This is a genomic window from Sediminibacterium sp. GW821-FHT12F12, assembly GCF_058806635.1.
The window spans coordinates 1-26,245 of sequence record NZ_JBXAPW010000009.1; the positions used below are offsets into that span (position 1 = coordinate 1).

At 43.5% G+C, this 26,245-nt stretch carries 28 protein-coding genes and 2 tRNA genes; 20 read left to right on the forward strand and 10 right to left on the reverse strand.

Annotation, left to right across the window (positions count from 1 at the left end; all coding sequences use genetic code 11):
• Positions 1–194 precede the first annotated feature (194 nt).
• From AC1RNB_RS12845 to AC1RNB_RS12925, 17 genes are all read left to right on the forward strand, one after another.
• Entirely contained in the window at positions 195–524 is a 330-nt protein-coding gene (locus AC1RNB_RS12845; protein ID WP_493083366.1) for a single-stranded DNA-binding protein, read from the forward strand.
• Between the two features lie 27 nt (positions 525–551).
• Positions 552–1,121 (forward strand): TnsA endonuclease N-terminal domain-containing protein, encoded by a 570-nt coding sequence (locus AC1RNB_RS12850; RefSeq protein WP_493083368.1) that lies wholly within the window; start codon positions 552–554, stop codon positions 1,119–1,121.
• A gap of 12 nt (positions 1,122–1,133) precedes the next feature.
• Entirely contained in the window at positions 1,134–1,715 is a 582-nt protein-coding gene (locus AC1RNB_RS12855; RefSeq protein WP_493083370.1) for a hypothetical protein, read from the forward strand.
• Between the two features lie 291 nt (positions 1,716–2,006).
• A complete protein-coding gene (locus AC1RNB_RS12860; protein ID WP_493083372.1) occupies positions 2,007–2,384 on the forward strand; it encodes a single-stranded DNA-binding protein in 378 nt (125 codons plus the stop codon).
• Between the two features lie 39 nt (positions 2,385–2,423).
• Positions 2,424–3,482 (forward strand): DUF932 domain-containing protein, encoded by a 1,059-nt coding sequence (locus tag AC1RNB_RS12865; protein WP_493083373.1) that lies wholly within the window; start codon positions 2,424–2,426, stop codon positions 3,480–3,482.
• Positions 3,483–3,526: 44 nt separating this feature from the next.
• The gene (locus tag AC1RNB_RS12870) at positions 3,527–3,712 is read left to right on the forward strand and encodes a hypothetical protein (protein ID WP_493083375.1); all 186 of its coding nucleotides are present in this window, start codon (positions 3,527–3,529) and stop codon (positions 3,710–3,712) included.
• Positions 3,713–3,741: 29 nt separating this feature from the next.
• Positions 3,742–4,530, forward strand: a complete 789-nt coding sequence (locus AC1RNB_RS12875) for a DUF3560 domain-containing protein (RefSeq protein WP_493083376.1) — start codon at positions 3,742–3,744, stop codon at positions 4,528–4,530.
• A 10-nt stretch (positions 4,531–4,540) separates the two neighbouring features.
• Positions 4,541–5,194 (forward strand): hypothetical protein, encoded by a 654-nt coding sequence (locus tag AC1RNB_RS12880; protein ID WP_493083378.1) that lies wholly within the window; start codon positions 4,541–4,543, stop codon positions 5,192–5,194.
• A gap of 26 nt (positions 5,195–5,220) precedes the next feature.
• A complete protein-coding gene (locus tag AC1RNB_RS12885) occupies positions 5,221–5,439 on the forward strand; it encodes a PRTRC system protein C (RefSeq protein ID WP_493083380.1) in 219 nt (72 codons plus the stop codon).
• Between the two features lie 52 nt (positions 5,440–5,491).
• Positions 5,492–6,583 carry a hypothetical protein gene (locus tag AC1RNB_RS12890; protein ID WP_493083382.1) on the forward strand — a complete coding sequence of 364 codons (1,092 nt, stop codon included), beginning with the start codon at positions 5,492–5,494 and terminating at the stop codon, positions 6,581–6,583.
• Positions 6,580–7,305, forward strand: coding sequence for a hypothetical protein (locus tag AC1RNB_RS12895; protein ID WP_493083384.1), 726 nt, complete (start codon positions 6,580–6,582; stop codon positions 7,303–7,305). The genes AC1RNB_RS12890 and AC1RNB_RS12895 overlap by 4 nt, the downstream gene beginning before the upstream one ends.
• On the forward strand, positions 7,292–8,077 hold the full coding sequence (locus AC1RNB_RS12900) for a PRTRC system ThiF family protein (protein WP_493083386.1): 786 nt from the start codon (positions 7,292–7,294) through the stop codon (positions 8,075–8,077). Before AC1RNB_RS12895 ends, AC1RNB_RS12900 begins: the two co-directional genes overlap by 14 nt.
• A 15-nt stretch (positions 8,078–8,092) precedes the next feature.
• On the forward strand, positions 8,093–8,290 hold the full coding sequence (locus tag AC1RNB_RS12905; protein WP_493083388.1) for a hypothetical protein: 198 nt from the start codon (positions 8,093–8,095) through the stop codon (positions 8,288–8,290).
• A gap of 261 nt (positions 8,291–8,551) precedes the next feature.
• Positions 8,552–8,929: a plasmid mobilization protein gene (locus tag AC1RNB_RS12910; RefSeq protein ID WP_493083390.1), complete on the forward strand. Its 378-nt coding sequence runs from the start codon at positions 8,552–8,554 to the stop codon at positions 8,927–8,929.
• Positions 8,929–10,122, forward strand: a complete 1,194-nt coding sequence (locus AC1RNB_RS12915) for a relaxase/mobilization nuclease domain-containing protein (protein ID WP_493083391.1) — start codon at positions 8,929–8,931, stop codon at positions 10,120–10,122. Before AC1RNB_RS12910 ends, AC1RNB_RS12915 begins: the two co-directional genes overlap by 1 nt.
• A gap of 17 nt (positions 10,123–10,139) precedes the next feature.
• The gene (mobC, locus tag AC1RNB_RS12920) at positions 10,140–12,113 is read left to right on the forward strand and encodes a conjugal transfer protein MobC (protein WP_493083393.1); all 1,974 of its coding nucleotides are present in this window, start codon (positions 10,140–10,142) and stop codon (positions 12,111–12,113) included.
• A 192-nt stretch (positions 12,114–12,305) separates the two neighbouring features.
• Positions 12,306–13,187: a caspase family protein gene (locus AC1RNB_RS12925; RefSeq protein ID WP_493083394.1), complete on the forward strand. Its 882-nt coding sequence runs from the start codon at positions 12,306–12,308 to the stop codon at positions 13,185–13,187.
• A 5-nt stretch (positions 13,188–13,192) separates the two neighbouring features.
• Here the strand turns inward: AC1RNB_RS12925 and AC1RNB_RS12930 are convergent, their stop codons facing one another.
• The 7 genes from AC1RNB_RS12930 to AC1RNB_RS12960 all read right to left on the reverse strand — a co-directional run bounded on the left by AC1RNB_RS12930 (position 13,193) and on the right by AC1RNB_RS12960 (position 19,620).
• On the reverse strand, positions 13,193–14,278 hold the full coding sequence (locus tag AC1RNB_RS12930) for a PDDEXK nuclease domain-containing protein (RefSeq protein WP_493083395.1): 1,086 nt from the start codon (positions 14,276–14,278) through the stop codon (positions 13,193–13,195).
• A gap of 28 nt (positions 14,279–14,306) precedes the next feature.
• Positions 14,307–15,572: a site-specific integrase gene (locus AC1RNB_RS12935; RefSeq protein ID WP_493083396.1), complete on the reverse strand. Its 1,266-nt coding sequence runs from the start codon at positions 15,570–15,572 to the stop codon at positions 14,307–14,309.
• A 411-nt stretch (positions 15,573–15,983) separates the two neighbouring features.
• A tRNA-Pro gene (locus tag AC1RNB_RS12940) sits at positions 15,984–16,060 on the reverse strand.
• An 84-nt stretch (positions 16,061–16,144) separates the two neighbouring features.
• Positions 16,145–16,233 (reverse strand) — tRNA-Ser (locus tag AC1RNB_RS12945).
• 140 nt (positions 16,234–16,373) lie between these two features.
• Positions 16,374–17,807, reverse strand: coding sequence for a chromosomal replication initiator protein DnaA (gene dnaA, locus AC1RNB_RS12950; protein WP_493083398.1), 1,434 nt, complete (start codon positions 17,805–17,807; stop codon positions 16,374–16,376).
• Positions 17,808–17,957: 150 nt separating this feature from the next.
• Positions 17,958–18,887, reverse strand: coding sequence for a bifunctional metallophosphatase/5'-nucleotidase (locus AC1RNB_RS12955; protein ID WP_493083399.1), 930 nt, complete (start codon positions 18,885–18,887; stop codon positions 17,958–17,960).
• A complete protein-coding gene (locus AC1RNB_RS12960) occupies positions 18,877–19,620 on the reverse strand; it encodes a 5'-nucleotidase C-terminal domain-containing protein (protein ID WP_493083400.1) in 744 nt (247 codons plus the stop codon). Before AC1RNB_RS12960 ends, AC1RNB_RS12955 begins: the two co-directional genes overlap by 11 nt.
• Positions 19,621–19,733: 113 nt before the next feature.
• Here AC1RNB_RS12960 and AC1RNB_RS12965 point away from each other — a divergent pair, with 113 nt between their 5' ends.
• Positions 19,734–20,111 (forward strand): DUF3127 domain-containing protein, encoded by a 378-nt coding sequence (locus tag AC1RNB_RS12965; protein ID WP_493083401.1) that lies wholly within the window; start codon positions 19,734–19,736, stop codon positions 20,109–20,111.
• Positions 20,112–20,177: 66 nt separating this feature from the next.
• Positions 20,178–21,770: an NAD(P)/FAD-dependent oxidoreductase gene (locus AC1RNB_RS12970; protein ID WP_493083403.1), complete on the forward strand. Its 1,593-nt coding sequence runs from the start codon at positions 20,178–20,180 to the stop codon at positions 21,768–21,770.
• Between the two features lie 239 nt (positions 21,771–22,009).
• On the opposite strand, the gene AC1RNB_RS12975 is transcribed toward AC1RNB_RS12970, so the two are convergent.
• The 3 genes from AC1RNB_RS12975 to AC1RNB_RS12985 form a co-directional block, all read right to left on the reverse strand.
• A complete protein-coding gene (locus AC1RNB_RS12975; protein WP_493083405.1) occupies positions 22,010–22,636 on the reverse strand; it encodes a response regulator in 627 nt (208 codons plus the stop codon).
• Positions 22,633–23,418, reverse strand: coding sequence for a sensor histidine kinase (locus tag AC1RNB_RS12980; RefSeq protein ID WP_493083407.1), 786 nt, complete (start codon positions 23,416–23,418; stop codon positions 22,633–22,635). The genes AC1RNB_RS12975 and AC1RNB_RS12980 overlap by 4 nt, the downstream gene beginning before the upstream one ends.
• A gap of 743 nt (positions 23,419–24,161) precedes the next feature.
• Positions 24,162–25,160, reverse strand: a complete 999-nt coding sequence (locus AC1RNB_RS12985; protein WP_493083409.1) for a zinc dependent phospholipase C family protein — start codon at positions 25,158–25,160, stop codon at positions 24,162–24,164.
• A gap of 126 nt (positions 25,161–25,286) precedes the next feature.
• On the opposite strand from AC1RNB_RS12985, the gene AC1RNB_RS12990 reads away from it, so the two are divergent.
• Complete coding sequence (locus AC1RNB_RS12990; protein ID WP_493083411.1) at positions 25,287–26,225, forward strand: ABC transporter ATP-binding protein; 939 nt, start codon at positions 25,287–25,289, stop codon at positions 26,223–26,225.
• Positions 26,226–26,245 lie beyond the last annotated feature (20 nt).

Sequence of the window (26,245 nt, forward strand, 5' to 3'; positions counted from 1 at the left end):
CACTGGATAAATTATTTAAATGGAAGAAAACTGGCTCAGATCAAACATGCTCTGAGTTTTCAATAGCACAACACGTTCAAATTTAATAAATCTCCAAAACCGTATCAAAACGGTTTCAGACCGTTTTAAAACCGTATTAAACAGGTTACCCCGTCCATCCTTTTCAGCTTTGTGGTACAAAATCGCAAAGCACCATGAAAACACAAAACTCAGTTCAGTTAATCGGCTACCTCGGACAGGATCCGGTCCTGCGCACCGCTGTAAACGGCTCCAAACTGGCGCGTTTTACCATAGCCACCGACTACTTCCGCCGCCGTAAGGACGGTAGCATCATAAAAAAAGTTACCTGGCACCAAATTCTTGCCTGGGATTTCCTGGCGGAAAAAGTTCCGGGCAATTTCATCCGTGGAAGCCATGTCCTTGTCAAAGGCGAGATCCGCCACCGCAGCTTTAAAAACAAAGCGGGCGAGATCAAATCCATCACCGAAGTGCGAGCCTCTGAACTCCTGAACCTCGACCGTTGATTCCTCCACGATAAAACCTTGAAAGCCATGCCAGCCAAGCGAAATATTATGCCATACCGGGGCGTGAAAAAACTGTCCGGTTGGGGATGCAGGTTTGATTCCCTCACCGAACTCAAATACGCCATGAGCATTATGGAGGATTACTATTTCCTCCGCTCACCCGTGTCCATTTATTATCATCCCGGAACAAAAATCACCCTTGACAAAATCCGAAGATGCCACCTGCGGTATACGCCCGATTTCCTGGTGCGCAACAAGCAGACTTTCGAAGCGCATTTGATCGAGATCAAACCGCGTGTTTTTCAAAACCATCCGCAGCTCGACTTACGAAAAGCGGTTGCAGAGAATTACATCGCCCGTAAAAACCTCGACTGGAAATACAAAATTGTTTTCGATGATGAGATCATTCTGGACGAACAGCAACTACATGACTTCGAATGCGCAGCTTCCTTAAATACCGTTGCAGAAGTAACGCAATGGTTCAATGAATACTGCCGCCGCATAGGTCATGCTTTTCCGGATAATTTATTAACCGATCTCATCATCAGTGGCCGGCGTCCGCAGAACCCAAAATGGAAACAGATGCGTTTACTATAAATTTTTAACACCATGTTCAACCACTACCAATATAAATCCCAAACCGTTTTTTACAACGGAAATATCCTCGACTCATTGCTGGAGTTCCGCTTTGTATTGATGATCGAAGAAACACATGCCTGGCTGCGGAACGGTTTTGAAATGTATTACAATCTTGATAAGCTAACACCCGGCATGAAAGAGGACCTGCTTTGTTATCGCCCTGATTTTTTTAACCGCAATTGGCAGACCGGCAAAGCCGAATTGATAGAACTAAAACCTTTAGGTTTCATCGACGATCACAAGAAACGTAAGATCCGCATAACCTCCTGCTTTATCAATGAATTTCAATACGACTGGACCTACCGTTATATGAGCGATGCGGACATTCAACTTTCGAAGACACAGCAGCGCAAATACCGAACGGTTCTTCGCGAACAAAACACTTGGCAGCACAAACCCTGCAGCAGCTTGTTACAGAATACTTCCTCTCTCGATGATACGGACTACAGGCGGTTTGTAATGAGTGGGTTGTTACCGGCCACTGTACATCCATCAGTCTTCGTTGCGTCGCACTCTTGTACTTCCTATTCCCTGTTACCGGCTACCCATTAAATACGATCACAGCCGGATGCTTATCAACCCCTCCGTTTCACTTGCGCGAGGGGATTGATAAGCCCCCTCGCGCCCATCATTCACTATAAAATATTTGAATGAGCAACATCATCGAGCACACAAAAACATTTTCACAATATCCAAACGGGCGCTTATACAGGCGTCAATTCTTTCCACAGCAAAAACGGCTGGTGAATCGGCGGTTTCTTATCAACCCCCGCTGTTTCACTGTGCGCGGGGATTGATAAGAAAACCCCGATTGCAAATTATTAAACAAAAAAAACAAATGTTATGGAATTCACAGGAAGGATCACTGCAGACGCAAAAGTAAACACAGTAAAAGGAGACAAAGAAGTTGTCAACTTTTCAGTAGCCATCAATGATCGCTACCGCCCGAAAGGATCAACGGAAACAAAAGAGTTTGTTACCTACATCAACGTAGCATGGTGGATGGGAACAGGCATCACAAAGATCTTACGCAAAGGAGCCATCGTAACGGTTTCCGGTCGCGTGTACGCCAATGCCTACAATGATTTGCAAGGAAATGCAAAGGCAAGCATCAACTGCCACGCCAGCGAAATCAAACTCGTTCACTCGAAAAAAATGGAAGCCGCATCTACAGCTACTGCCGCAGAGATTACCGAACCGGTAGAAGACCTGCCGTTCTGATTTGCTTACACAACATTATTCATTTAAAAAATTACGACTATGGCACATCAACTCCATTTCAACGATGCCACCGGCAAACACAGTTTCTTCTCCGTAAAGGAAAAAGCATGGCACGGACTGGGAACAATCGTAGATCAGTATCCGAGCAGCAGGGAAGCGCTGCAATTTGCCGGGCTTGATTACACAGTAGAGAAGCGGGCGATTTTCACTTACGATAATGAGAACCAGAACGCTGACGATGAAACCGGTATCAAAATTCCTGAAATACAGGTTCCGGATTATTTCGCAACGATCCGCACGGATAACGAAACAGTCCTCGGTGTAGTCGGCAAGGATTATGAAATCGTGCAGAATGTAGACGCATTCTCCTTCTTCGATTCGATCGTCGATGGTGAAGGTATCATGTATGAAACTGCTGGAGCGCTGGGTAAAGGAGAGCGCATTTTTATTACGGCAAAACTGCCCGGCTATATCCGCGTTGGAAACGATGATTGCCTGGAGAAATATTTATTTCTCACAACATCTCACGATGGCTTCGGTAGCATCATGGCAGCATTTACACCGATCCGCATTTGTTGTAATAATACGCTCAATGCCGCATTGCGCAATAATACCGGTGCGATCAAGATCAGGCATACAGCTAATGCCAAAGAGCGCTTGGAACAGGCGCATAAACTGATGGGCATCAGCAACAGGTTGTCTGCGGAAATGGAAGAGATCTTCAACCAATGGACTAAAGTGACGGTATCAGATAAACAGATAAAAAGTTTGATACAGCAAACACTTGTACCAAATAAAGAAGCACTCGCTGCATTGCAGGCTGGTAAAAACGATGAGTGTTCCACCTATTACCAGAATATGTGTGACAGCGCTTTTACATACGCGATGGTCAATGACACACAACAACTGGAAACCACGCGCGGAACACTCTTTGGGGCCTACAACGGCATCACCGGTTATTTCCAGAATGTCCGCAAATACAAGGACGATACCGCCAAAATGAAATCAGTATTGTACGGAGGCTTGGCGCAGCAACGCGGACAGGTGGCATTCGATCTCTGCAACAGTTTCGCTAAAGGTGAACTAATCCTCAATTGATCACAAGGGCGGCGATCAACATCGCCGTCCTTAAATATCTTTTTATGCACATCATAGATAGCAACGGTAAAAAAATAACGATTACGAACCTGCACGCAGCCATCGATCAGGCAAATGTATTTGTCGGCTATTTCGAAACGGACGAAAGGTTCCGTGATTTCGAAGAGGTTCAGAAATCCTATTGGATTGACATTCTCGAAAAGCTACAGGAGTTGGCAAAACTCAATTAACCAATTGTTCAATTCTAAAAAGAATAACGATGAAACACGACTATGAAGAAAGAAAACGCAAACGTATAGAAAACGCAAAAAAACAGGCGGATAAAAATGAAAAGTTATCAGGCGAACTTTTCGATAAAGCAAAACAAATGGCATCCATGATTCCATTTGGACAACCGATTATGGTAGGCCATCACAGCGAAAGTTCAGATCGCAATTACCGGAGCAAAATTCACAACACGTTCGGTAAAGCATTTGAGGCGGAAGACAAAGCAAAGTATTACCAGGAAAAAGCGGAAACCATTGAGTCCAATGATGCGATCTCGTCCGATGATCCCGACGCGATTAAAAAATTGAAAGAAAAGCTGGCAAGTCTTGAAAAAAATCAATTGTTCATGAAAGCTGCCAACCAGTGCCTTCGTAAAAAAGATAAAGCAGCATTTCTGGCACTTGATATGGGTACTGAAACCATGTGGGAGGAATTGCACCAGCCGAACGATTTCGGTTTCGCGCACTACAAATTTTCGAACAATTCAGCAGAGATCAGGCGGGTAAAGGATCGCATTACGCACCTCGAAAAACTTCAGGCGCTTGAAACCAAAGATATCCGCATCGGAGATGCCCGTATCGTCATTAATGTGGAGGCCAACCGGGTGCAGATATTATTCGATGCAATTCCCGCAGAAGAGATGCGAAAAAAACTCAAATCAAATGGCTTCCGTTGGTCGCCTTCACAAGGCGCATGGCAGCGCCACATCACCAACAATGCCATCTATATCGCAAAGCAATTACTGACTCCTCCAACTGACCAACAAATTATAAACCAATAAACCTCGTTGTATGCAAACCAATTTCTTTTCTACACTCGCATCACTGAACCTTGACGGTAATTTTCGCCTGAACATTCAACGTCAACCGGATAATAAAATGCTTGTCTCTGTCTTACTTGTACATGATGATATCAAAGACAAGTCTGTTAAGCAGATACCAGCCCTTGTACTCGCTGGTTTTACCGATGATCTGGACAAGGGATTTTTCGATTCTATTGGGCAACCTGTGCAAAAACAGAACACACTCCTTTGCAACCTGTCCGCCCACGAAAAAGCACTGGACAAAACGAAGAAGGATAATGAAACAAGGAATAACGTCACCTCGACTGGTTCAAGTGGCAAACGTAGAAAATTTGATGAACAGATGAAGAAAGTGACTGAACTGGAAAAACAACAAAAATATGGTCAGGCTATCGCACAGTTACCAAAAGAAAAAGAGTATCCTGAATACGCTGCTGAAATCGCCAAAAAGACGCAGGAGCTGAAAGGAAAACACGGGTCACTTTCCCTCTTTGGCGCTGACGAGGAGGTAAATCCGGAACATGACGCAAGCCAGGAAGAAAACAATGAGGACAGCGATGAAGACAATGACAAAGAGGATCAGGATGAGGAGGATGCCGGTGAGAATGAAGAAGAAGAAGAAGAAGAAGAGGACAACAACTAATCATTAAAATTTTAAAATGAAACGTTATGTTATTAGCAACACAACTGCCACGAATATTCAGGTTTGATAACAAAGGTAACGAAGTTGAATTGCCGGATCCCGAACCAAATTTTACACCGGAATCGGTTTTAAACTTTTTCTCCGGAGCATATCCCATTCTCACTACTGCTAAAATTGAAGGGCCTGAAATCGCCAATGATCGTATAGAATACAAATTTGTAACCACGCTTGGCACAAAAGGATAAAGATGAAAAAACGAAAACAAAGAACATTGATTAAGGAAAAACAAAAAGAGCTATGGAAACAATACAGACAGATCGCAGACTGGGCAGAAAGACTGGATTACTTAGGCGACGCCGCAACCATAAGAAAAACAAAACAGCAAAGCCTGCCGCCATCGATGCTTCCTATGCTTTTTTAAAACAGGAGTTTACTCCGGTAACACACCTTGCACTAAACAACAAAGTGACAATTGCTGCAATCGAAACGTCTTACTATGCGAGCCTCGATCATTTGTCAAAACTTTATCACTTCAGGCCAAGACGATTCCTGAATCTGCCATATCCTTCTAACATCGCCAATTCTTTTGAACATGCCAAACAACGACTGGCAAAAAAAGACCGCTTACTTGAATTGGTGATCGTTTCCAAAATTGATGGATCAGTATGCCTCGCCACTGCCCGTGAATACGACACGAACTTAACACTACTGATGATGCCGATGGACGCACTCGGCCGCTTACATCATGCCAGGAATTTTCAGTCTTTCAGATTGCTGTTATCGTGTTACGCTTACCTGTACCAAAAAACAGGCATGGAACTGTGTGATCAGGGGAGTTATGTTTTTGGTTGCTATGAAACCAACCAGGAGTGGATCGAGAATGAAGAATCATTCATGGAAGAGGAAGAATACAAGGGATATTACCTGCTCTATGCCTACATGAAACGTTGTTTAAAAATCCTTAACCGGGAGGTTGAAAAACCGATTCATCTTGATCAGTTTTCGCAGCGCATTCTATCCTTTGAACCGGTCAATGAATTTGATAGACGACTTCTCAGCTCTGCTCAAACGCTGTTTGATTTGTACACGAAATATCCTGACCGTTCATTTACAGATAATAGCAGCGGAAAATTTCTACACTCAGAGATCGAAGAAATGGGTTACCTGTACCAGTATTTTACTTTCTGCTGGTCCACTGAAGGCATCCTGATCGACCAGTATACAGAATATGTGAACTCGGACCTTCAGGAGCGCGAAGCATTGGATCAACCAATGGCGTTGCAATTATTTGACACGGAGCAGGAAAAACAAATACATGATTTTTCATTTGAAGAAGCATTACAGGATGCGATCGGTTCTCTCGCAGAAATCTTAAATCAATTGACATGAAAAATATTTCAACGCGTTTTACAAAGGAATATCTTCCTTTTAAATCAATCGTCATCTACCAGTCGTCAGGGCGAAATAAAGAAAGCTTCGTCGAAGCCTATGATTTTTCACCTGAGAACAGGATGATTAATGCACATCCATTGAGCCTTCGGGAAAGCCAGAAACTGGGCAAGATACTTTCCTCCGGTCTCGAAAAACAAACTCATTGTTTCGAACCACTGGGAGTCCTGCCAGCTAATATACTTTATGTACGTTCAAAAGGAGACGGCATGGTAGTATGGTACACGCAGTCGGGTAAACGTGAACTGCTTTTCCGTAAGTCACTTGGGATTGCTTCCCAGGCCTATCATTTGCCCGCACTACTTTGGAAAGCAACAAAGGATCACCTGTATGTCTTTGCGTTGAAATCAAATAAACGTCCGACTGATAAAACACATCTTTTCAAAGCTCCTTTTTTCAATATTCATGAAACAGGTCAGGTATGCATGGGAACAGTAGACATTGCCTTAGAAGAGGTAGATAATTTACAGTCGCTGATTAATACTTGGGAAAACTATTTTTTCAACAGTCACTTCTCGCACCTGATCGGCGAGGTTTCACCCGTCAAAGGCAATATCATTCAACTCTACCATACGCTTAGCAAACCCGGAGCAATCTTTCCTGTCAATGAACTTCTTCCATTTAACGAAACCGTAAAAAATACCATCAATGAAAACCAATAAACACTCAGTCCATTTTACGGCTAAATACCTGCTCGCACCAACCAATCCGGTATCAGTAACGCTGATAGGTGTAGGCGGAACGGGAAGCAAAGTATTGACCGAATTGGGCCGGATCAATTATTCGCTCAATGAACTGGGCCATCCTGGCCTTTTTGTAAAGGTCTACGACGATGATATCATTACCAACGCGAACCGGGGCAGGCAGAATTTTGCGCAGTCGGAAGTCGGCTTGCCGAAGGCCGTTGCGCTGATCAACAGGATCAACCGTTTTTATGGTACAAACTGGAAAGCTTTCCAGCACAAAGTTTCAGCGAACGATCACCATAATTGGGGTAACATTATCATTACCTGCGTCGATACAGCAAAGGCGCGTTTTGAGATCGCTGCAATGCTTTCCAAATGCAAAAATTACAACCATCGAGATCGCTCTTTGTACTGGATGGATTTTGGGAACAGCCGGTTCACTGGTCAGGTTGTTCTCGCCAGCGTTTCAAAAATTGAACAGCCAAAATCCAGGAAGTTCAAAACGGTTTGCAACCTGCCATTTATTACGGATGAATACCGGGATTTACTCATCGAAGCAGACGACAGCAATGAACCCAGTTGTTCGCTGGCGGAAGCATTAAACAGGCAGGACCTTTTTATCAATAGCAGCCTGGCTTCCATCGGCGGATCTTTATTGTGGTCTTTGTTCCGCGAAGGAATGGCATCTTACCGAGGCTTTTTCCTGAACCTGAAAACCTTTTCAACCAATCCTATACCAATTGTATAACCATAAAATAAAGCCATGAAAAATCTCGTATTCATGCTCATGGAAATCGATCCAAATGATCCGCCCGATGATGGTCCGTTTTATGTCATTAAAAGGTTCCACGAACCTGCTTTTGTTCTGGACGAAAACGGTGATCTGAAATCATTTGACACCTACCTTGAAGCAGCTGCCGAAGCAGCCGATTGCCAGGATGGTTATGTGCTCTCATTTTAGCAATTTTCTCCGCTTAGACTTATCTCCAATCCGCGTTAATTTTTATCCCACCTGCCCGAAATTCAGGCAGCTTGCTCCACATCTTTTTATCTTCAATAATTTTATAGTATCAATTCCAGTGAGCTTTAAAAAAGCTGCCTGAACCTCGTTCATCTCAGCCGTCTTGGCGCCGGCTGCAAGATGTACAAACGTTACACGTTTGGGTTCATCGGCACTCACTCGGAACTCGTTCGTGCTTGAAGAAAAATAAAATATGTGAAGATGGATAAGACGAGAAAAGTGCGCGACCGATGGGTCAACGTGCGCATGAACCAGGAAGAATTCGATAAACTCGAAACAAACCGCAAAAAAACAACAGAGCGAAACAACAGCGACTACATCCGCAAAATTGCTTTCGATCAACCCGTAAAAATTCTCACGCGTGATGCATCGCAGGATGCTCTCACCAACGAGATCATCCGCCTGCGCAAAGAACTCAATGCCGTCGGTCAGAATTTTAACCAGGCCGTACGAAAACTGCACACCTTAAAAATGATCCCGGAGTTCCGCAGTTGGATCAATGAATACGAAGGCACACGCAAACAGATCACACTAACTGCCGAGATCATCTGCACAACGATTCCAAAAAACAACGCCTGATGGTCGCACGCATCACCACACCTGCGAGTATGCAGGAAACGCTCAATTACAACGAACACAAAGTGAAACGTGGCCTGGCGATATGTATTGCAGAAAACCATTTTCCACGCGCTGTCAACCAATTAAATTTTTATGATAAACTTTATTGGCTGCAGGAGCGAAACGATCTCAACAACAGGGCAACTACCAAAACACTGCACGTCTCGCTGAATTTTGATCCCTCGGAAACACTCTCCAATGAACGTTTGACAGAGATCGCAAACGACTATATGCAGCGCATGGGTTTTGCAAATCAGCCTTATCTCGTTTACAGGCACGATGATGCAGGTCACCCGCACGTCCATATTCTTGCCACGCTGATCCACGAAGACGGTTCTCGAATTGACACGCACAACATCGCCCGCGATCGTTCCGAACCTGCCCGCAAAGCGATCGAAGAAAAATACAATCTCGTGCGCGCAGAAAATAAAAAAATACTGAATGAAGTTTCTCACACTCCATTGATGAAAGCAGTGTATGGAAAGAACGACACCAAGCGCACGATCTCAAATGTACTGAAGCAGGTAGTGAACGTTTACAATTATACATCGCTTGCCGAACTCAATGCCGTGCTGAAAGGTTTCGGTGTGGTGGCCGACCGCGGCAACAAGGACAGTTTTACTTATCGCAAAGGCGGCCTGTTGTTCCGCCTGCTCGACCGGGACGGAGCGCCCGCCGGGGTTCCCATCAAAGCGAGCACCATCGCCGGGAAACCAACACTTAGCCACCTGGAAAAACGATTCGAAGAAAACAAATCGGATCGCGAACTACCGCGTTTATCGTTGCAGGTGACACTCGACAAAATACTGAACACGCATCCACCCACACTCAATGCCTTGATCGCTGCACTCGAACGAGAAAACATTACCACGGTACTTCGTCAAAACGCAGAGGGCCGTATCTACGGTATCACTTTTGTCGACCATCGCAACCGTAGCGTATTCAATGGCTCCGAAATCGGAAAATCGTACAGCATTGCAGGATTGTACAAACAGTTATCCGAACACTCAAAGGATCTGCACATCGTAGCGAACGAACAGCATTTATCAAACCATCCTTCTTTACTGGAACAAATGCTCTTACCCGAAAACGAACTCACTAACACGCCGAAAGAACTATTGAACAAACGAAAGAAAAAGAAACGAAAACTATAACCTAAAAATCAATCATTATGTCAACTGGAGAAAACGAACAGGACTTACGCAAGATATTGGACATGACCAGGTGGCTCAGCATTGCTGTATTGCTGCTGAATTTTTATTACTTCTGTTATGGTGCATTCGTGCACTGGGGTCTCTATTCAGAATTTTCTGATAACCTGCTGCTCGGCGTTGCACGGACAGGATTGTTTGCTGACCTTCAAAATGCAAAGATCATCTCGCTGATTTTACTCATTGTTTCTTTATTAGGTGCGCAGGGAAAGAAAGATGAAGACAGTAACATTAAAATACTCTTGGCATTGATAGCTTCCGGGCTGCTGATTTATTTCTTAAGCAGTTTCATTTTAAAAATCAATGGGCAAAAAACAACCATCGGTTGTGCATACATGCTCACCACTACTCTGGGCTATTTTCTTTTTATGGCAGGTGGAACACGCGCATCCCGGCTGATTCAGCAACAGTTAAAAAAAGATGTATTCAACGAGATCAACGAAACCTTCCCGCAGGAAGAACGATTGCTGACCAATGAATTCTCGATCAACTTTTCAGGAAGCTACCGTTTGCAACATGCAGTACGCAAAAGTCGCGTTAACATCATTAACCCTTTTCGCGGCCTGCTCGTTACAGGAAGTCCGGGTGCAGGTAAGAGCTGGTTCGTGATCCTGCCACTGATCAAACAACAGATCCAAAAAGGATTCGGTATGTTCATTTATGATTTTAAGTACGATGATCTTTCCAGGGCTGCTTACAACTGGTTGCAGCAAAACCAATCGGCGTATGTAAACCCACCAACTTTTTATGCCATCAATTTCGATAACCTGCTTTGCTCACACCGCTGCAACCCGCTTGACCCCGAATCCATGTACGACATTACCGATGCAACAGAATCCGCACGAACGATACTCTTGGGACTGAATCGTGAATGGATCAAAAAGCAGGGAGACTTCTTTGTAGAATCACCTATCAATTTTGTTACGGCTGTGATCTGGTTCCTGCGCAAATTTGAAGATGGCAGGTATTGTACGCTGCCTCACGTGATCGAACTCATGCAGGCGCAGTACGATGATCTCTTTCCTGTGCTCAATACCATTCCCGAAATTGAAGTGCTGGTGAACCCTTTTATTACCGCCTTCCAGAACGATGCGATGGAACAACTCGAAGGCCAGATCGCAAGTGCCAAAATTGGAATGGCGCGTCTTGCATCACCTCAGATGTACTGGGTTCTATCAGGCAATGATTTTACGCTCGACATAAATGACCCTTTCAAGCCGAAAGTAATTTGTGTCGGAAACAATCCTGAAAAACTTTCGACCTATGGCGCAGTATTGTCGCTGTATATTTCAAGGTTGATTAAGATCGTAAACAAAAAAGGAAAACAGAAATGCTCGCTGGTCTTTGACGAGTTTCCAACTATCTTCTTTAACAATATGGATGGACTCATTGCAACAGCGCGAAGCAATAAGGTAGCAACAACACTGGCCATGCAGGACTTCAGCCAGCTTCGCAAAGATTACGGGAAGGAACAGGCAGATGTGATCACCAATATCTGCGGGAACATCATTAGTGGGCAAGTGACGGGTGATACCGCCAAAATGTTATCGGAACGTTTCGGAAAGATCGTACAGCAAAAGGAAAGTATGTCCATCAATCGCACTGACACTTCGACAAGTAAATCGTGGCAGTTAGAACATGCCATGCCTGCTTCAAAAATTGCAGCACTTTCCTCAGGCGAATTTGTAGGTATGGTGGCAGATGACCCGAATGAAAAAATAAAACTGAAAATGTTTCATGCAGAATTTGTTCAGGATACCGATTTGATCAATGCAGAGATGAAAGAGTTTAAGCCTATTCCAAAAGTGTATGATTTGTCTAACCAAGATGTGCTCGATAATTATTTCCAGATCAAGCTAGACATCAAGAACCTGGTGGAAAATGAAGTGGACCGATTGATAGCGGAAAGAGATGCACAAAGAATGATGCAATAGATCGCTGGAGGATGTATTTTTCCTTGTCAAACACCCTAGGGGGTTTTTACGGGTGGTTGCCAAGGAAAAAACAAGGGGGCAGGATCGTATAAAGGGACGTTGGCGGTGCAGCCTGTTGAAAGTGCGGTTGTCTGCTCCGGGTTGGTTAAACGGAATACGCATAGTTGATGGATAATTTGTAAATTGAATTCAGTGAATCAGCCATTGTACATACCACCGACACGTAAAGCAGTATTGATCGGCTCGCCCGGTCGTGGTGAGGACAGGCTGCATGGGGTTGAAAATGATATTGAGAACTACTACCAGTTCCTGCTTTCTCCCCGTGGTGGTGCATGGCGCGAGCCAGAAATAATTGTGTTGGCGGATCCAACAATGGATGAAGTCCTGAATGCAATTCATAGTAGTTACGCAGATTATCAATTCGTTTATTTTTCAGGGCATGGCAACCAGGATATTTACGGTAACAATTTCATTTGTTTGGACGGAAATGATTTGCAAGATGATTACCTCTTTAATGCAGCAGGTCCAAGACAATTTTTATTGCTGGATTCCTGTCGTAAATATTACCATACCATCAGTGGCTTCCCGAAAGAAATGGAGCGGTGGAAACATGCGGATGGTTACTCAGCTGCGCGTGAAATGTTTGATCGTTACATCCTGAACTCGCCTCCGGGTAAAATGAAAATGTATGCAGCTTCTCCGGGACAAGTTGCGATTGATAACCGTGACGGACATGGTGGTGAATTTACACTTGCACTATTGAAAAGCATTTACAACGTCAATATAGACAGTGGCTACCACGCCATTTTTCCTGGCGCAGCTTTGAATGATGCAAAAAGAATTTTACAGTCGGAAAGGCTCAAACAAATTCCAGAGCTGGTGAATATTGAGGGAGATTTACAGATTCCATTAGGTATTGCTTCACCTCAATTCATTTCGAAGGAGTTGGTGGAGCAACGCAGGCATCAAATGAACATTAGACAGCAGTTCGAACGATCCCGTAAACGTCAATCGAATCAAACTGCTGCAGGTTTTATCATCGCAGGACTCCTTATTTGGGGCTTGTCGAAATAATAGTCTTATAACAAATTAGATAACGTGTTTTGATCGGGCAATATTCCCTTTAATTGGTCAGGCATTTTCTTCGAGGTACTGAACGTTGCTGCACCCATTCCTTTTTCTACGTTCCTGAAAGCATATTCAACTACCGTATTGTTTTTTTCTTTGCAAAGTATCACGCCGATACTTGGATTTTCGTGTGGCTTCTTTTCTTTTTCATCCAGTACATTTAGATAGAAATTCATCTGCCCTGCATGTTCGGGTCTGAATCTTCCTGTCTTGAGTTCAAATACAACCAGTGCGTTTAAGACACGATTGAAAAACAACAGGTCAATAAAAAATTCTTCACCAGCCAGTTCCAGCCTGTACTGATTACCAATAAAACAAAAACCTTTTCCCAGTGCCATGATCGTATCACGGATCTGCGAAACCAGTTTGCCTTCAAATACCCGCTCGGTATCTGATTCTTCCATCTGGATAAAATCAAACAGGTAATTATCCTGGAAAACATCGAGCGCGTTCAATTTGGAATTGCCCTCTAAAGATTGGTTGAAATTGTTGGGTAATTGTCCGCGCTGTTGAAATAAACTGGCTGCTATATGATGTTCAAGATCCCGTTTTGACCATCCGTTAGTTGCTGCATTTTGTATATAAAACCAGCGTTCTTCACTGGATTTTGCTGCTGTAATGATAACATAGTGGTGTGTAAAACTTATAGCAAAAAACAATTCAAAGTCTTGATTATTACTTTCTTGTAATTGGGCCGCCACTGACGGCCCAATTAGGGAATTTCTTTCTCCCTTTAATTTGTTCCCCACTGGGGAGCAAATTGGCAAGTCATGGTAAATCTCATAAAACAGCCGCATTTTTCGCATGCTTCCATAAGAAAACCCTTTCAATCCTGGCAATTGCTTCTGGAGATCGTCCGCCAGTTTCTGTAATACATTTTCACCCCAGTTTTCCGATTTAACCTTTTCCGATAATGATTTGCCGGCATTGAAATATAGAAGCAGTTGTTCCCTGTTTACCAATTTAGCCGCATTGTAGCGGCTTTGGATGATTTGTTGTTTGATGTCCTTTATAAAATTGATATAACTGTTTTCCATTGTTGAAGTTTTTGAAATAATGAATGACCTAAACCGCACGTAGTTGTTTCGCGCGGAATTGGTCGCGTTTTTGATCGAGCCTTTCTTCGAGTCTGCCGAAGTCGTCTATGATCTTTTCTTCATCTACATCCGCATAAATCTGTGTAGTCGTAATCTTTGTGTGGCCCATAATCTTCTGTATAGTTTCCATCGGAACGCCGTTTTTCAATGCGACTGTTTTGGCAAATGTGTGCCGCGCCACATGGAAAGTCATAGGTGTCGTGATCTCGCAGGCGTTCTGAATGACATGCAGGCAACGGTTCACATATTGATTGGAAAGGAACGGGAAGATGGTATTCCTTTCCTGGAAGGTTTCCTTGTTACGGTATTTATTCAGAATCCGGGTAGCCGTTTTCAGCATTAAAACCCGTTGCAATTCGTCTGACTTTACACGGTATTTCAGGCACCATATTTTGTCGTCCACGGTAAATTCAAAATCTTCCTCTGTCAAAGTCATTACATCGATGTAAGCGAAGCTGGTATAGCAGGAGAAAATAAAAAGATCACGCACATAGTTTAAGTTCTCGTCCTGGAAATGTTTGCTTTCCAGTTGCAGCACTTCCTGCATGGTGAGTTTTTTACGGTGCGTTTTTTTGACCGGGCATTTATAATGATCAATTTCATTGATCTTGACCCATTTGATTTCTGCAGCCCAATTCATAATTCTTTTGAAACGCTGGATATGTTTGGCAACACCATTGCCGAGGCAGGGATCAAATTCCTTTAAAGGCTGGTTGCGGATGTAAAATTCAAGATCCGTTGCAAATTGCATATCAACCTGTTTTAAGTAAACGGTTTGATTATCGAATTGCTGGTTAGCAAACGCTTTGATATATGCGACGGTTGTCTTATAGTTTTTGAACCCGCCGTGTTTTAATTTGTCTTCAAAGATTTTCGAGAAGTAATCCAGGAGGTCGAATAATTGTTTGCCTTTCTGTGGAATGGCTTCTCCCAGGTAATATTGTTTAACAGATTCTGCTGTGATGTCAATTTCTTCCGCTCGCATCCACCGGTATTTATGCTTGATGCCATCCCTGGTTTCAGCAATCGCATTATTAATTGATTTTACTCGGAGAGTTTTACCGGTAACGGTTTCTGTTTTGCTGTCCCATTCTGAAACGGCAATACTTTCTTTTAATGAAATTTCTTTGGCTTCTCCATCCACTGTGATCCGGGCATAGATCAGCGCTTTTTCTTTGTCAGATTTGTTGCGGCGGATGATAATATCAACCGCAAAAGTGTGTGTCGTTGTCATGACAGGCTTTTTTGAGTTTCGTTTTGAAATGATTTGATGCTTTCTGCACATTTTCTACGTGTCCCGCAGGTTCGAATCCAAGTCGGATTACGCCTAATCAAGTCAAATAAAATTTCCTTAATTAGTTGCAAACCAATCTGTTATCGAAAAATCCTTGAGTTCAAGTTGTGTGCCTGAAACGGCTCAAGGATTTACTCAAATCAAGCCTGATATTTTTTGATATTTTCTGCCATTCTTATGCAGAAAAATCAAGTTGATATTAACATTTTGTAAGAGGAGAAAGCCAATTTGTCGCAAGGAAAAAACAAGACGAATTGGCTGAAACACGCGCTGGATAAGGGTTCCAGTACATGCACGAATCACTGACTTCAGGAAATAAAAAAAGACCAATCTTTCGATTGATCTTCTCTTTGGTCGGGAAGACAGGATTCGAACCTGCGACCCCCTGGTCCCAAACCAGGTGCGCTACCGGCCTGCGCTACTTCCCGATTCATCCGCCCGAGCGTCAGCATAGGTGGATCTCTTACTTCCGGTACCCAATCCGCCTTCGCTGAAGCTTTGGCGAATGAGAGCGGTGAGGGAGGGATTCGAACCCTCGGTACAGTTTAACCCGTACGGCAGTTTAGCAAACTACTGGATTGAGCCACTCTCCCACCTCACCGTCCTTCTCTTTTCAGAGAGGGTTGCAAAAATAGGTTGCCAATAGTTAACTGCCAAAAATGTATCCCAAAAACCTGAAAAATAAACATCCCGAACGTGGTTACGCCCGGGATGTTTTTATAATGCGTTGTATAAATATGCTTACATAGCCGCCAGCTGCACTTTCTGGGTCAGTTCCATCACGTTTTCGCGGAAGATAGAATCTGTGTCCATCAGGTCTTTTACGGTCTGGCAGGAGTGGATCACCGTGGTATGATCGCGGCCACCAAAATGCTCTCCGATGGTTTTGAGGGAGTTTTTGGTAAAAGCTTTGGCCAGGTACATCGTGATCTGTCTCGCCTGCACGATCTCACGTTTGCGGGTTTTCTGCAATAATTTGTCGTAAGACACATCAAAATACTCACATACCATTTTCTGGATCGCATCGATAGTGATCTCTTTGCTGCTGGTCTTAACAAAATTGCGGAGCACTTTTTTAGCCAGTTCTACATCAATGTCTTTTTTATTAAGGGAGGACTGGGCCAGCAATGAGATCAATGCCCCTTCCAGTTCACGAACATTGGTATTGATATTATAGGCTACATACTTTACTACTTCTTTGGGCATGTCAAGACCATCGTTTTTCATCTTCTTTTCCAGAATCTCAATACGGGTCTCGTAATCGGGGATCTGCAGATCGGCACTCAATCCCCAGCGGAAACGGCTCAGCAGCCTTTCCTGCATGCCATCCAGGTCTTTCGGTGGTTTGTCTGACGTTAATACCAATTGCTTGCCGCTCTGGTGTAAATGGTTGAAGATGGCAAAAAACGCATCCTGGCTTTTTTCTGCGCGACTGAAGAACTGCACATCATCAATGATCAGTACATCTATCAGCTGGTAGAAATGAATAAAGTCGTTGATCGCGTTATTACGGCTATGATCCTGAAACTGGTTAATAAATTTCTCACTGCTTACATACAGCACTACTTTGCCGGGATGCAGTCTTTTCACCTCATTACCGATAGACTGGGCCAGGTGGGTCTTACCCAGACCTACACCGCCATAAATCACCAATGGATTAAAGGAATTGGCACCGGGTTTTTCTGCCACCGTTTTACCGGCTCGGCGGGCTACACGGTTACAGTCGCCTTCGATGAAAGAATCGAACACATACATATGGTTCAGCTGCGGATCGATCTGCATTTTTTTCAGGCCCGGAATCACAAAGGGATTCTTAACAGGATTATCGATCACCAACGGGAAATTCATCTCGTTGTTATTGTATGTTTTCATGTTGCTGGCAGGTACATCCATAGAGCCATTGCGTCCATTGGTATTACCGCTGTCAACCATGATCCTGTATTCCAACCTCGCTTCTTTTCCAAGTTCCCTTTTTAATGTTTTTGCCAGCAGGTTCACATAATGCTCTTCGAGGTATTCATAAAAGAACTGACTGGGAACCTGTATCATTAAAACATTTGCTTTTAACTCAACAGGTGTTATCGGTTCAAACCATGTTTTAAAATGTTGCCATTCTACAATGTCTTTGATGATCTTTAAACAATTGCTCCAGACTGATTCAGCGTTCTTAGCCATACAAAAAGAAAGAATTTATAATGAGTTATACTATTCTGCTTTATTACTTATCCCAAGCCTTCAAGTTATCTATTTTTTTCCACATGTGGATAAGTAAAAAAATAAATTGGGGCTGCGAATATGTAGACTTTATGTTGAAAAAAAAATTTTTTATTCCCTTGTTTTTTTCCCTATAACTACAGTATGGGCATTAGACAGATTTTTCTTTTTGTAGCCTGAAAAACTGTAGTCCAGCCGCCCCAGCTGAATCCCCGCCCAACCTACCTGGTTTACCACGGTATCTCCCCCTCTCCGGTTCCGGTATTTACGGGGTTCTGTGAAGAAACGGTGGGTATGGCCCCCGATAATCAGGTCTATATCAAAGGATTCTTTGGCCAATATCTCATCACTGACCTTATCATCATCGTATTTATCGCCGAGGTGTGAGAGGCAGATCACCATATCACAGCCTTGTTTACGTAACAGATCCGCTGTTCGGTTGGCAGATTCTATGGGATGCAGGTACACCGTTTTTTCATAGAGGGTCTCAGGCACCAGCCCTTTCAGTTCTATTCCCACACCCAACACACCGATCTTCAGATCGCCTTTCTGGAAAATTTTATAAGGTTGGAACTTTGATTCCATTACCGTTCCCGAAAAATCGTAGTTACAAATGATTATCGGGAATTGTACATGGCGTAATTGGGTGGCAAAATTTTCCAGTCCTGCATCAAAATCATGGTTACCCATCGTAGCTGCATCGTAACCCATTTTCTGCATGGCTTTCATTTCCGGCTCTCCCTTATACATATTAAAGTAAGGGGTTCCCTGAAAGATATCACCTGCATCCAGCAACAGCACTTCTCCTCCTTCGTCGCGGATCTCCTGTATCAGGGCTGCCCGGGCAGCTACACCACCCAGTCCCTGGTTACGGCTGCCATCCATCGGAAAGGGATCTAACCGGCTATGCACATCATTCGTATGTAAAATGGTAATTCGTTTTACCACCGGAGGTTCCGCCTTGGCTAATAACGGCGAAATTGCCAGCGCACCACCCGTGATGGCGGCCTGTTCTAAAAATTTTCTCCTGTTAATTGACATTGACAACCCTTTTTTCGATGGAATAATCCAGTGGTTTCCCCTGGCGGGTAAGGTCTGATACAAATTCGATCAGCGCATCCCGTAAAAGATAACCTTTGTTCTGCTGGGGAATCCGGCGCAACATCTCACAATCACTCCCTCCATTGGCCACATAATCAGAATTAGCTATCAGGTAAACTGCTGCCGGGTCGAGTGGTTTGCCGTTGATACTGACATTGATCGCTTTTTTATCCCTGATCTCCATTTTTACGCCTGCGGATACCGGCCAGCCACCATCGGCAGCCATTTTATCAAAGAACTGCTGCATCACCGAACCCTTCACTTCTTGCAGAACCACAAGGTTATCAAAAGGCATCAGTTCAAAGATCTTTCCAACAGTAATATTTCCCTTGGGGATATAGGACCGGATGCCTCCCTGGTTAATAAACCCTGCATCTACCTTTTTCCCGTATTTCTTTTCAGCCATTACGCGGATTCCATCTGCCATAAAATTGCCCAGACCACTTTCCGGCTGCCTGACATTCATTTGAGTATTGGAGAAACCGATCACTTTGTTCATGGTAATATCCATGTTTGTTCTGTAGGGAGCCAACATACCGGCTAACGCCGTATCTGTTCTGGCTTCTTTGGCTATCCGGTAATCGCTAAAAGAAAGTGAGGTAACAGGCTGAATACTGGTGCAGGAACTGATACCAAAAAAGAGGAAGGAAATAAAAGCAAAAATCCTGCGCATGGGTAAACGGGCTTATTCTCCGAAAGGTACAATATTAATGCAGCCATGAAAGCGTTTTTTTTGAAACGAAAGCAGATTTTAATCCTACTTTTGGACACTTTAAATAATCAGACATGTCTTACGAAATTGTTGGAAAACTGGTAGCTGTATTTGAGATCGTACAGCGCAAGGAAACGTTCAAAACACGCGAATTTGTGATTGAGAAATCAGAAGATATTGGTGGGCGTGTAATTACCAATTATGTAAAGTTCCAATGTGTGCAGGATAGAACTTCTATGCCCGATAGGTTCAATCTGGGCGATGAGGTAAAAGTGCAGTTTAACATCAAAGGAACCAAATGGGTAAAAGATGGCAGAGAGAATTATATCACCAATCTGGATGCCTGGCGTATGGAAACCATGAAACTGAGCCAAACCAGTGGCAGTAATGATTCGGTGAATTACAATGACATGCCACCGCCATCGGATAATATTGACGATTTACCATTTTAAACAACTTTTGGGAAGTTTTAAAACTTTCCAAAAGTTCCCTGCTTTTTAGGATAAACACCTAACAGTATGCAAAAAGATATCACCCTCAAACTCAAGCCGGCCGAAGCTGCCGATGATACAACTATCCGGCAGTACATAGCCCAGTCATTGGGTTTACCTCAAGAACAGGTTACCGGCTTTTACAAAAGCAAACAATCCATTGATGCCCGCAGTCGCAGCCAGGTATGGATCAACCTAACGGTCAGATCCTTTGTAAACGAACCTTTTGAACAGCGGAATAGTTTACCCATTCATTTTCCCGATGTTAGCAAGGCCAAAACCAAAGTTATTATCATTGGTGCCGGACCGGCAGGTCTCTTTGCTGCCTTGCAGCTGATAGAAGCCGGCATACAACCCATTGTGCTGGAGCGAGGCAAAGATGTAAAAGCCCGCAGGCGCGATCTCGCTGCGCTCAACAAAGAAGGGGTGGTGAATCCCGAAAGCAATTATTGTTTTGGTGAAGGAGGCGCCGGCACTTACAGCGATGGAAAACTGTATACGAGAAGCAGCAAAAGGGGTGATATTAACCGTATCCTTCATCTTTTCTGGCGTTTCGGTGCAGATGAGCGGATTCTATATGAAGCACATCCGCATATAGGCACCAATAAATTACCCCATATCATTACCGCGATCCGCGAGCAGATCAGGGAATGCGGAGGTATTTTCCTGTTTGAGAAGAAAGTAACGGATCTCATCATCACAGATAATACACTAAAAGCTGTACGCACAGCTGATGGAGAAACGATCAACGGCGACGCGGCGATACTGGCTACCGGCCACTCTGCCAGAGATATTTTCCAGCTGTTACATCACAAAGGTTTGCTGATAGAACCCAAACCCTTTGCACTGGGTGTTCGGATTGAACATCCGCAAACATTGATCGATACTATTCAATACCATTGCACAGTCAGGGATGAACATCTGCCACCAGCTTCCTACGGACTGGTAGAACAGGTGAACGAAAGAGGGGTGTTCAGTTTCTGTATGTGTCCTGGTGGTATCATTGCGCCGGCAGCCACCAGTCCGGATGAATTGGTGGTAAATGGCTGGAGTCCCAGTAAAAGAAACAATCCTTTTGCCAATAGTGGCATGGTGGTACAGCTAGAAATGGCGGATGCACTGGCTTACCTGAACCATCCAAACCGAAAAGATAAGGTAACGGAAAAAGATCCGCTGGCTCTTTTATATTTTCAGCAGGAAATAGAAAGAGCTGCTTTTAAGGCTGGTGGTGGAAAATTGCAGGCACCCGCGCAAAGAATGGAGGATTTCTGTAACAAGAAAACATCGGCCAGCCTGCCCAACTGCAGTTATTTGCCCGGGGTCGTATCCGCAGATCTGAGAACGGTACTCCCGGGTTTTATTTACCAAAGTCTGCAAAAAGGATTCCAGGCTTTTGGTAAAAAGATGCGGGGGTATCTGACCAATGAAGCCATTGTAGTAGCTACAGAAAGCCGGACTTCTTCTCCGGTTCGCATACCGCGTGATGCGGTGGGTCTGTCTCATCCCCAGGTATTAAACCTATATCCCTGCGGGGAAGGTGCCGGTTATGCCGGTGGCATTATCAGTGCGGCCATGGATGGAGAAAGAGTGGCACAGGTAATTATACAAAAAGAGAGGTAAAACCTCTCCTTTCCAAAAACAATTGAACAGTTACTTGCCGAACTGAAGAATTGATTATCCAAACTAATGAAAGAGGCAGAAATAGCGGTTCCAAATTCCCCCCGGTATTGGGCCGCTACTTCTGCTTAACGGGCAAAATGGGTATCCTGCCTGTATACTTCTCTTTATGCTGTAAAACTAAGTAGTGAATTCGAAGTGGCATACGGGAAAAATCCCGTTTTTTTTGAACCGGAATTACTTTATAACTGAATAAATCCGTTTTTGAGGGCAAACACAACAATACCCACCCTGGAAGTTACATTCAGCTTCCTGAACAGTGAATCTCTGTAACCATCTATGGTTCTGGGACTTACCTGCATTTCTGCTGCTATCTCCTTATGTGTCAGGTCGGTACAGGCCCATCGCAAAAAAGTGATCTCTCTCGTACTGAGCGATGTGTGATTGTGTAAAAGGCTCTGGGCTTTGATACCCGGCGTAAACAGTTCATTATAGTAATAGCCCGTTTCGTAAACAGCATTGATGGCAGTGATCAGTTCGGATGGTTCGCAGTCTTTAAGCAGGTACCCCCTGGCTCCTTTTTTAATGAGCTGAATGATAGCAGGATCACTTTTGAGCATGGTTACTACGAGTATCTTGATATCTGGATATTCCTGTTTCAACCAACGGGCGGTTTCGCCACCATCCATGCCAGGCATGGTGATATCGAGCAGAATGATATCGGGTACGGGTTTTTCCTTTAACTGTTTGATTAGATGCAACCCGTTATCAGCCTCGAACACAATTTCATAGCCGGGTATTTTTTCCAGCATGATACCCAGGCTGTTCCTGAGTACCACATGATCATCAACAAGTGCTATCCGGATCATAGATTTTTTTGCTTAAAAATAAAATTGACAGTCGTTCCTTCACCCGGAATGCTTTTTACTTCTGCCCGCACATTTATCATGGCTGCTCTTTCCTGCATACTGTTTAAACCGATACCAGGTTTAAAAGTCTGATCGGTAGGATTGAAGCCTCTGCCGTTATCCCGCAAGGTAATATATACTTCTTCACCCTGCGAATAGATAGAGAGCCAGATCTTGTTGGCGCCGGCATGTTTTACAATATTATTCAATGCTTCTTGTAACATACGGTATAAAAAAATCATTTCATTCTTTTCAATATTCAACTTTTCAAATTCCGACTGGAAGGATGTTTCAAAAAAACCGGTTTTCTGCAATTGGTTCAGTTGGTTTTTAGCCGCAACGATTAGTCCCTGTTCGGCTAGTTTATCGGTATGATAGGTGGTACCCAGATCGCGCAACTCTGCAATTGCTTTTTTAGTCTGTTCGCTGAGTGTGGCAACAATTTCATTTCCTTGCATTTCAAAACCCAGCAGATTCACATTCAGCTTGATCAATCCCAGGATTTGCCCGATATTATCATGGATCTCCTGGGCAATGGATCGAAAGGTATGTTCCTGCATTTCCATTTGGGCATGCATCAGTTCTTTCTGGAAGGCTGCTTCCCGCTCGATTTTCTCCTGCAGTAATTTACGCTTGCTACGTACATAATTGACCACTACCAGAAAGGCAATGCAACCAAACAGCAGTATAAACAAGGTACCACTTATGATGGCTATAACGAAATCCTGGCTTTCTTTTTGCATAGAATGATGGCAGTTGAGATACTGAGGTATAATAATACACATAGTGATTGAGGAACTATATGGTATAACTTAAATCCCAAAAGAGTAAGATTATGCCGTACGCTAAAGTCATGCAGACTAAAAACAACACTCACACCTGAAAAAAATAAAGCCACTCCAAATGCCACCCAGAAACCAGGTTCACCTAACAAATTGGCAGCTTCATCACTAACAAATTTCGAGTAGATATACGTTAATGATATAAGAGAAAAGAAGATTGATAGAAATATCAAGTTTGTATACATATATGAAGGATTGTCCGATAACAGAAAGAAAAAAAATATGCTAATTAAAATATTAAATATAGATATGACAAAAATTATCTTTCTTGAAATCTCCTTCAGAGTTATTGTATAAAAAAAATATCCATAAAACACCGACTCTACTATTGCAATAGATCCATATATTTTTATATTAGATATATTAGAGTTACCTAAAGCATACCCAATATTTTGCGCATACATTTCACTTATCGTGACAAACGCCAAAAAAGGTAGAACCCATTTCATCACCGAGTTCTTCAGGTAAGGATAATAGATGATGGCCACCACCAGACTAAACAACTCTGCCAGATTATTGATATAAAATTTCATAGGATCATTACAATTTTCTCCAAGCCGGAACTAAAAGCTCCTCAAAATAAAAAAACGGTTACCGCCAGACAACCGTTTTTACACCCTATTTTAGTAAGTAATTCTACCTGCTTATTCGCCTGTCCTCGTTTCTGATTTTTTGGAAAGTAACAGTTTGTTTTCCAACAGTTTATTTTCGTGGAAGGCCTTTAATTCTGCCTCCACTTGCTGTCGTAAAGCTGCAGACCATCCCGTATTGATTCGGGAAAGATCGGGTTTACCGGCATCTACCCAACTGGTATACCAGAAATCGGCGATCAGGTCTGCCGAACTGCGTAACTGCTCATTAATGGTAGTTCCCAAGGCTGCTGCATAGGCCCTGGCAAAAGCAGTTGTATAACTCTTGGTTTCTTTGCCCCGTCGGATCTGCACCCGGAACTTCTGTTCCTCCGTAAATCCTTTACTCACTTCTTTTTCCTTCAATAACATATCCGGCACCATACCCGCTGCCTTCCGAACTGCCTGCCAAATCGTTTCGGCCGGTTTTTTCAGATAAGTAGCTTTGTGTGTGGAATACAAAGAATAGTTACCGATCTCAAGTTCCGGGATCATCGATTCCCACAAACTATGTAACCCTTTCTGATCAGTTAACTGACCATCATAATTAACGGTGGTATGCAAAGGCACATGGGCATCCCCGATATAATGCCCCAGATCAGCCGCATAAAACAGGATACTGTCTTTGTTTCCCTGCCGGAATGCTTCTGTCAGCTTTCCTTTCATATATATAATATGATAAGGTACATAACCATATTTAAGCAGACTGTCGGCTGTATATTTTTGAATGGCGCGGTTCCAATCTAAAGGCATTTTATTAGCAGCCCTTTCTCCAAACATCTCTAAATCTATAAAGTGTTTGGTCGCTTCTGTACTGTCTTCATTCCGGCGCATATCCGGCCGTGGGGCATGAGTTACCAGGTAGTCCATCTGCTGGTAGAAAAAAGGCAGCATGGTTTCCGGCAACTCATACACGGCTAACTGATGAACCGTTTTATGAACCAGAAATCCCCAGCCGGTAGAAATAATCAATACACTAGTAATCAGTACAGTAAGAGCAAACTTCTTCAACATAGCTTATCCATTATTTAAATGACGGCAAATGTATCGTTTTTCCGGAGCCAGCTGTAATAATTAGGTAAAACCGGCTACTAACCAAGCAGAAAAATATACCCTACATTTGAGTACAACCCAACCCTTATGAACAAGATCCTTGAACTCAGTAACCTGAAGAAGTATTATGCTACCCAGAAAGCGGTAGATGATATCAGTTTTTCTATCGAAAAAGGAAGCATTTTTGGCCTGCTCGGACCCAATGGTGCCGGTAAAACCACCCTGTTGAGAATGATCACAGGCATTTTTTACCCGGATAGCGGCGATATCCGTTTTGATGGCAAAACATTTGATCCGGAAAATGATATCATCAAAATAGGTTATATGCCCGAAGAGCGGGGATTGTACAAAAAGATGAAGATTGGCGAGCAGGCACTTTATCTGGCACAACTGAAAGGCTTGAGCAGAAGCGAAGCCATGACCAAGATCAAATTCTGGTTCAAACGCCTGGAAATGGAAACCTGGTGGAACAAAAAAGTAGAGGACCTGAGTAAAGGTATGAGCCAGAAACTGCAGTTTGTTACCACTGTTTTACACGAACCCAAACTCATTATCCTGGATGAGCCTTTCAGTGGACTGGATCCGGTAAATGCCAACCTGATCAAAGATGAGATCTATGGACTGGCACAGAGAGGCAGCACCATCATTTTCAGTACCCACCGTATGGAGCAGGTAGAAGAAATCTGTGATCATATTGTGTTGGTGAACCTCGGTAAAAAGATCCTCGACGGTACCGTGGCCAATATAAAACAACAATTCAAGGAAAATAAATTTGCGATCCAGCTCGGAGAAGTACCGGCCAGTCTTACTGCCGCTTCCTTTGAAATTGCCGATCAGAAAGCAAATCGCTTAACCGTAAAGATCAAAGAGGGCTACCGGAGTAATGATGTATTACAGCATTTACTGCAACAGAACCTGACTATTGAAGCCTTCCATGAAGTACTCCCTTCGCTGAACGAGATCTTTATTAACCTGGTAGAAGGCACCCGCGCTACCAGCAGGGCTTTTCAACCGGTAAATCCATAAATTTCTTTTCACCCAACCAT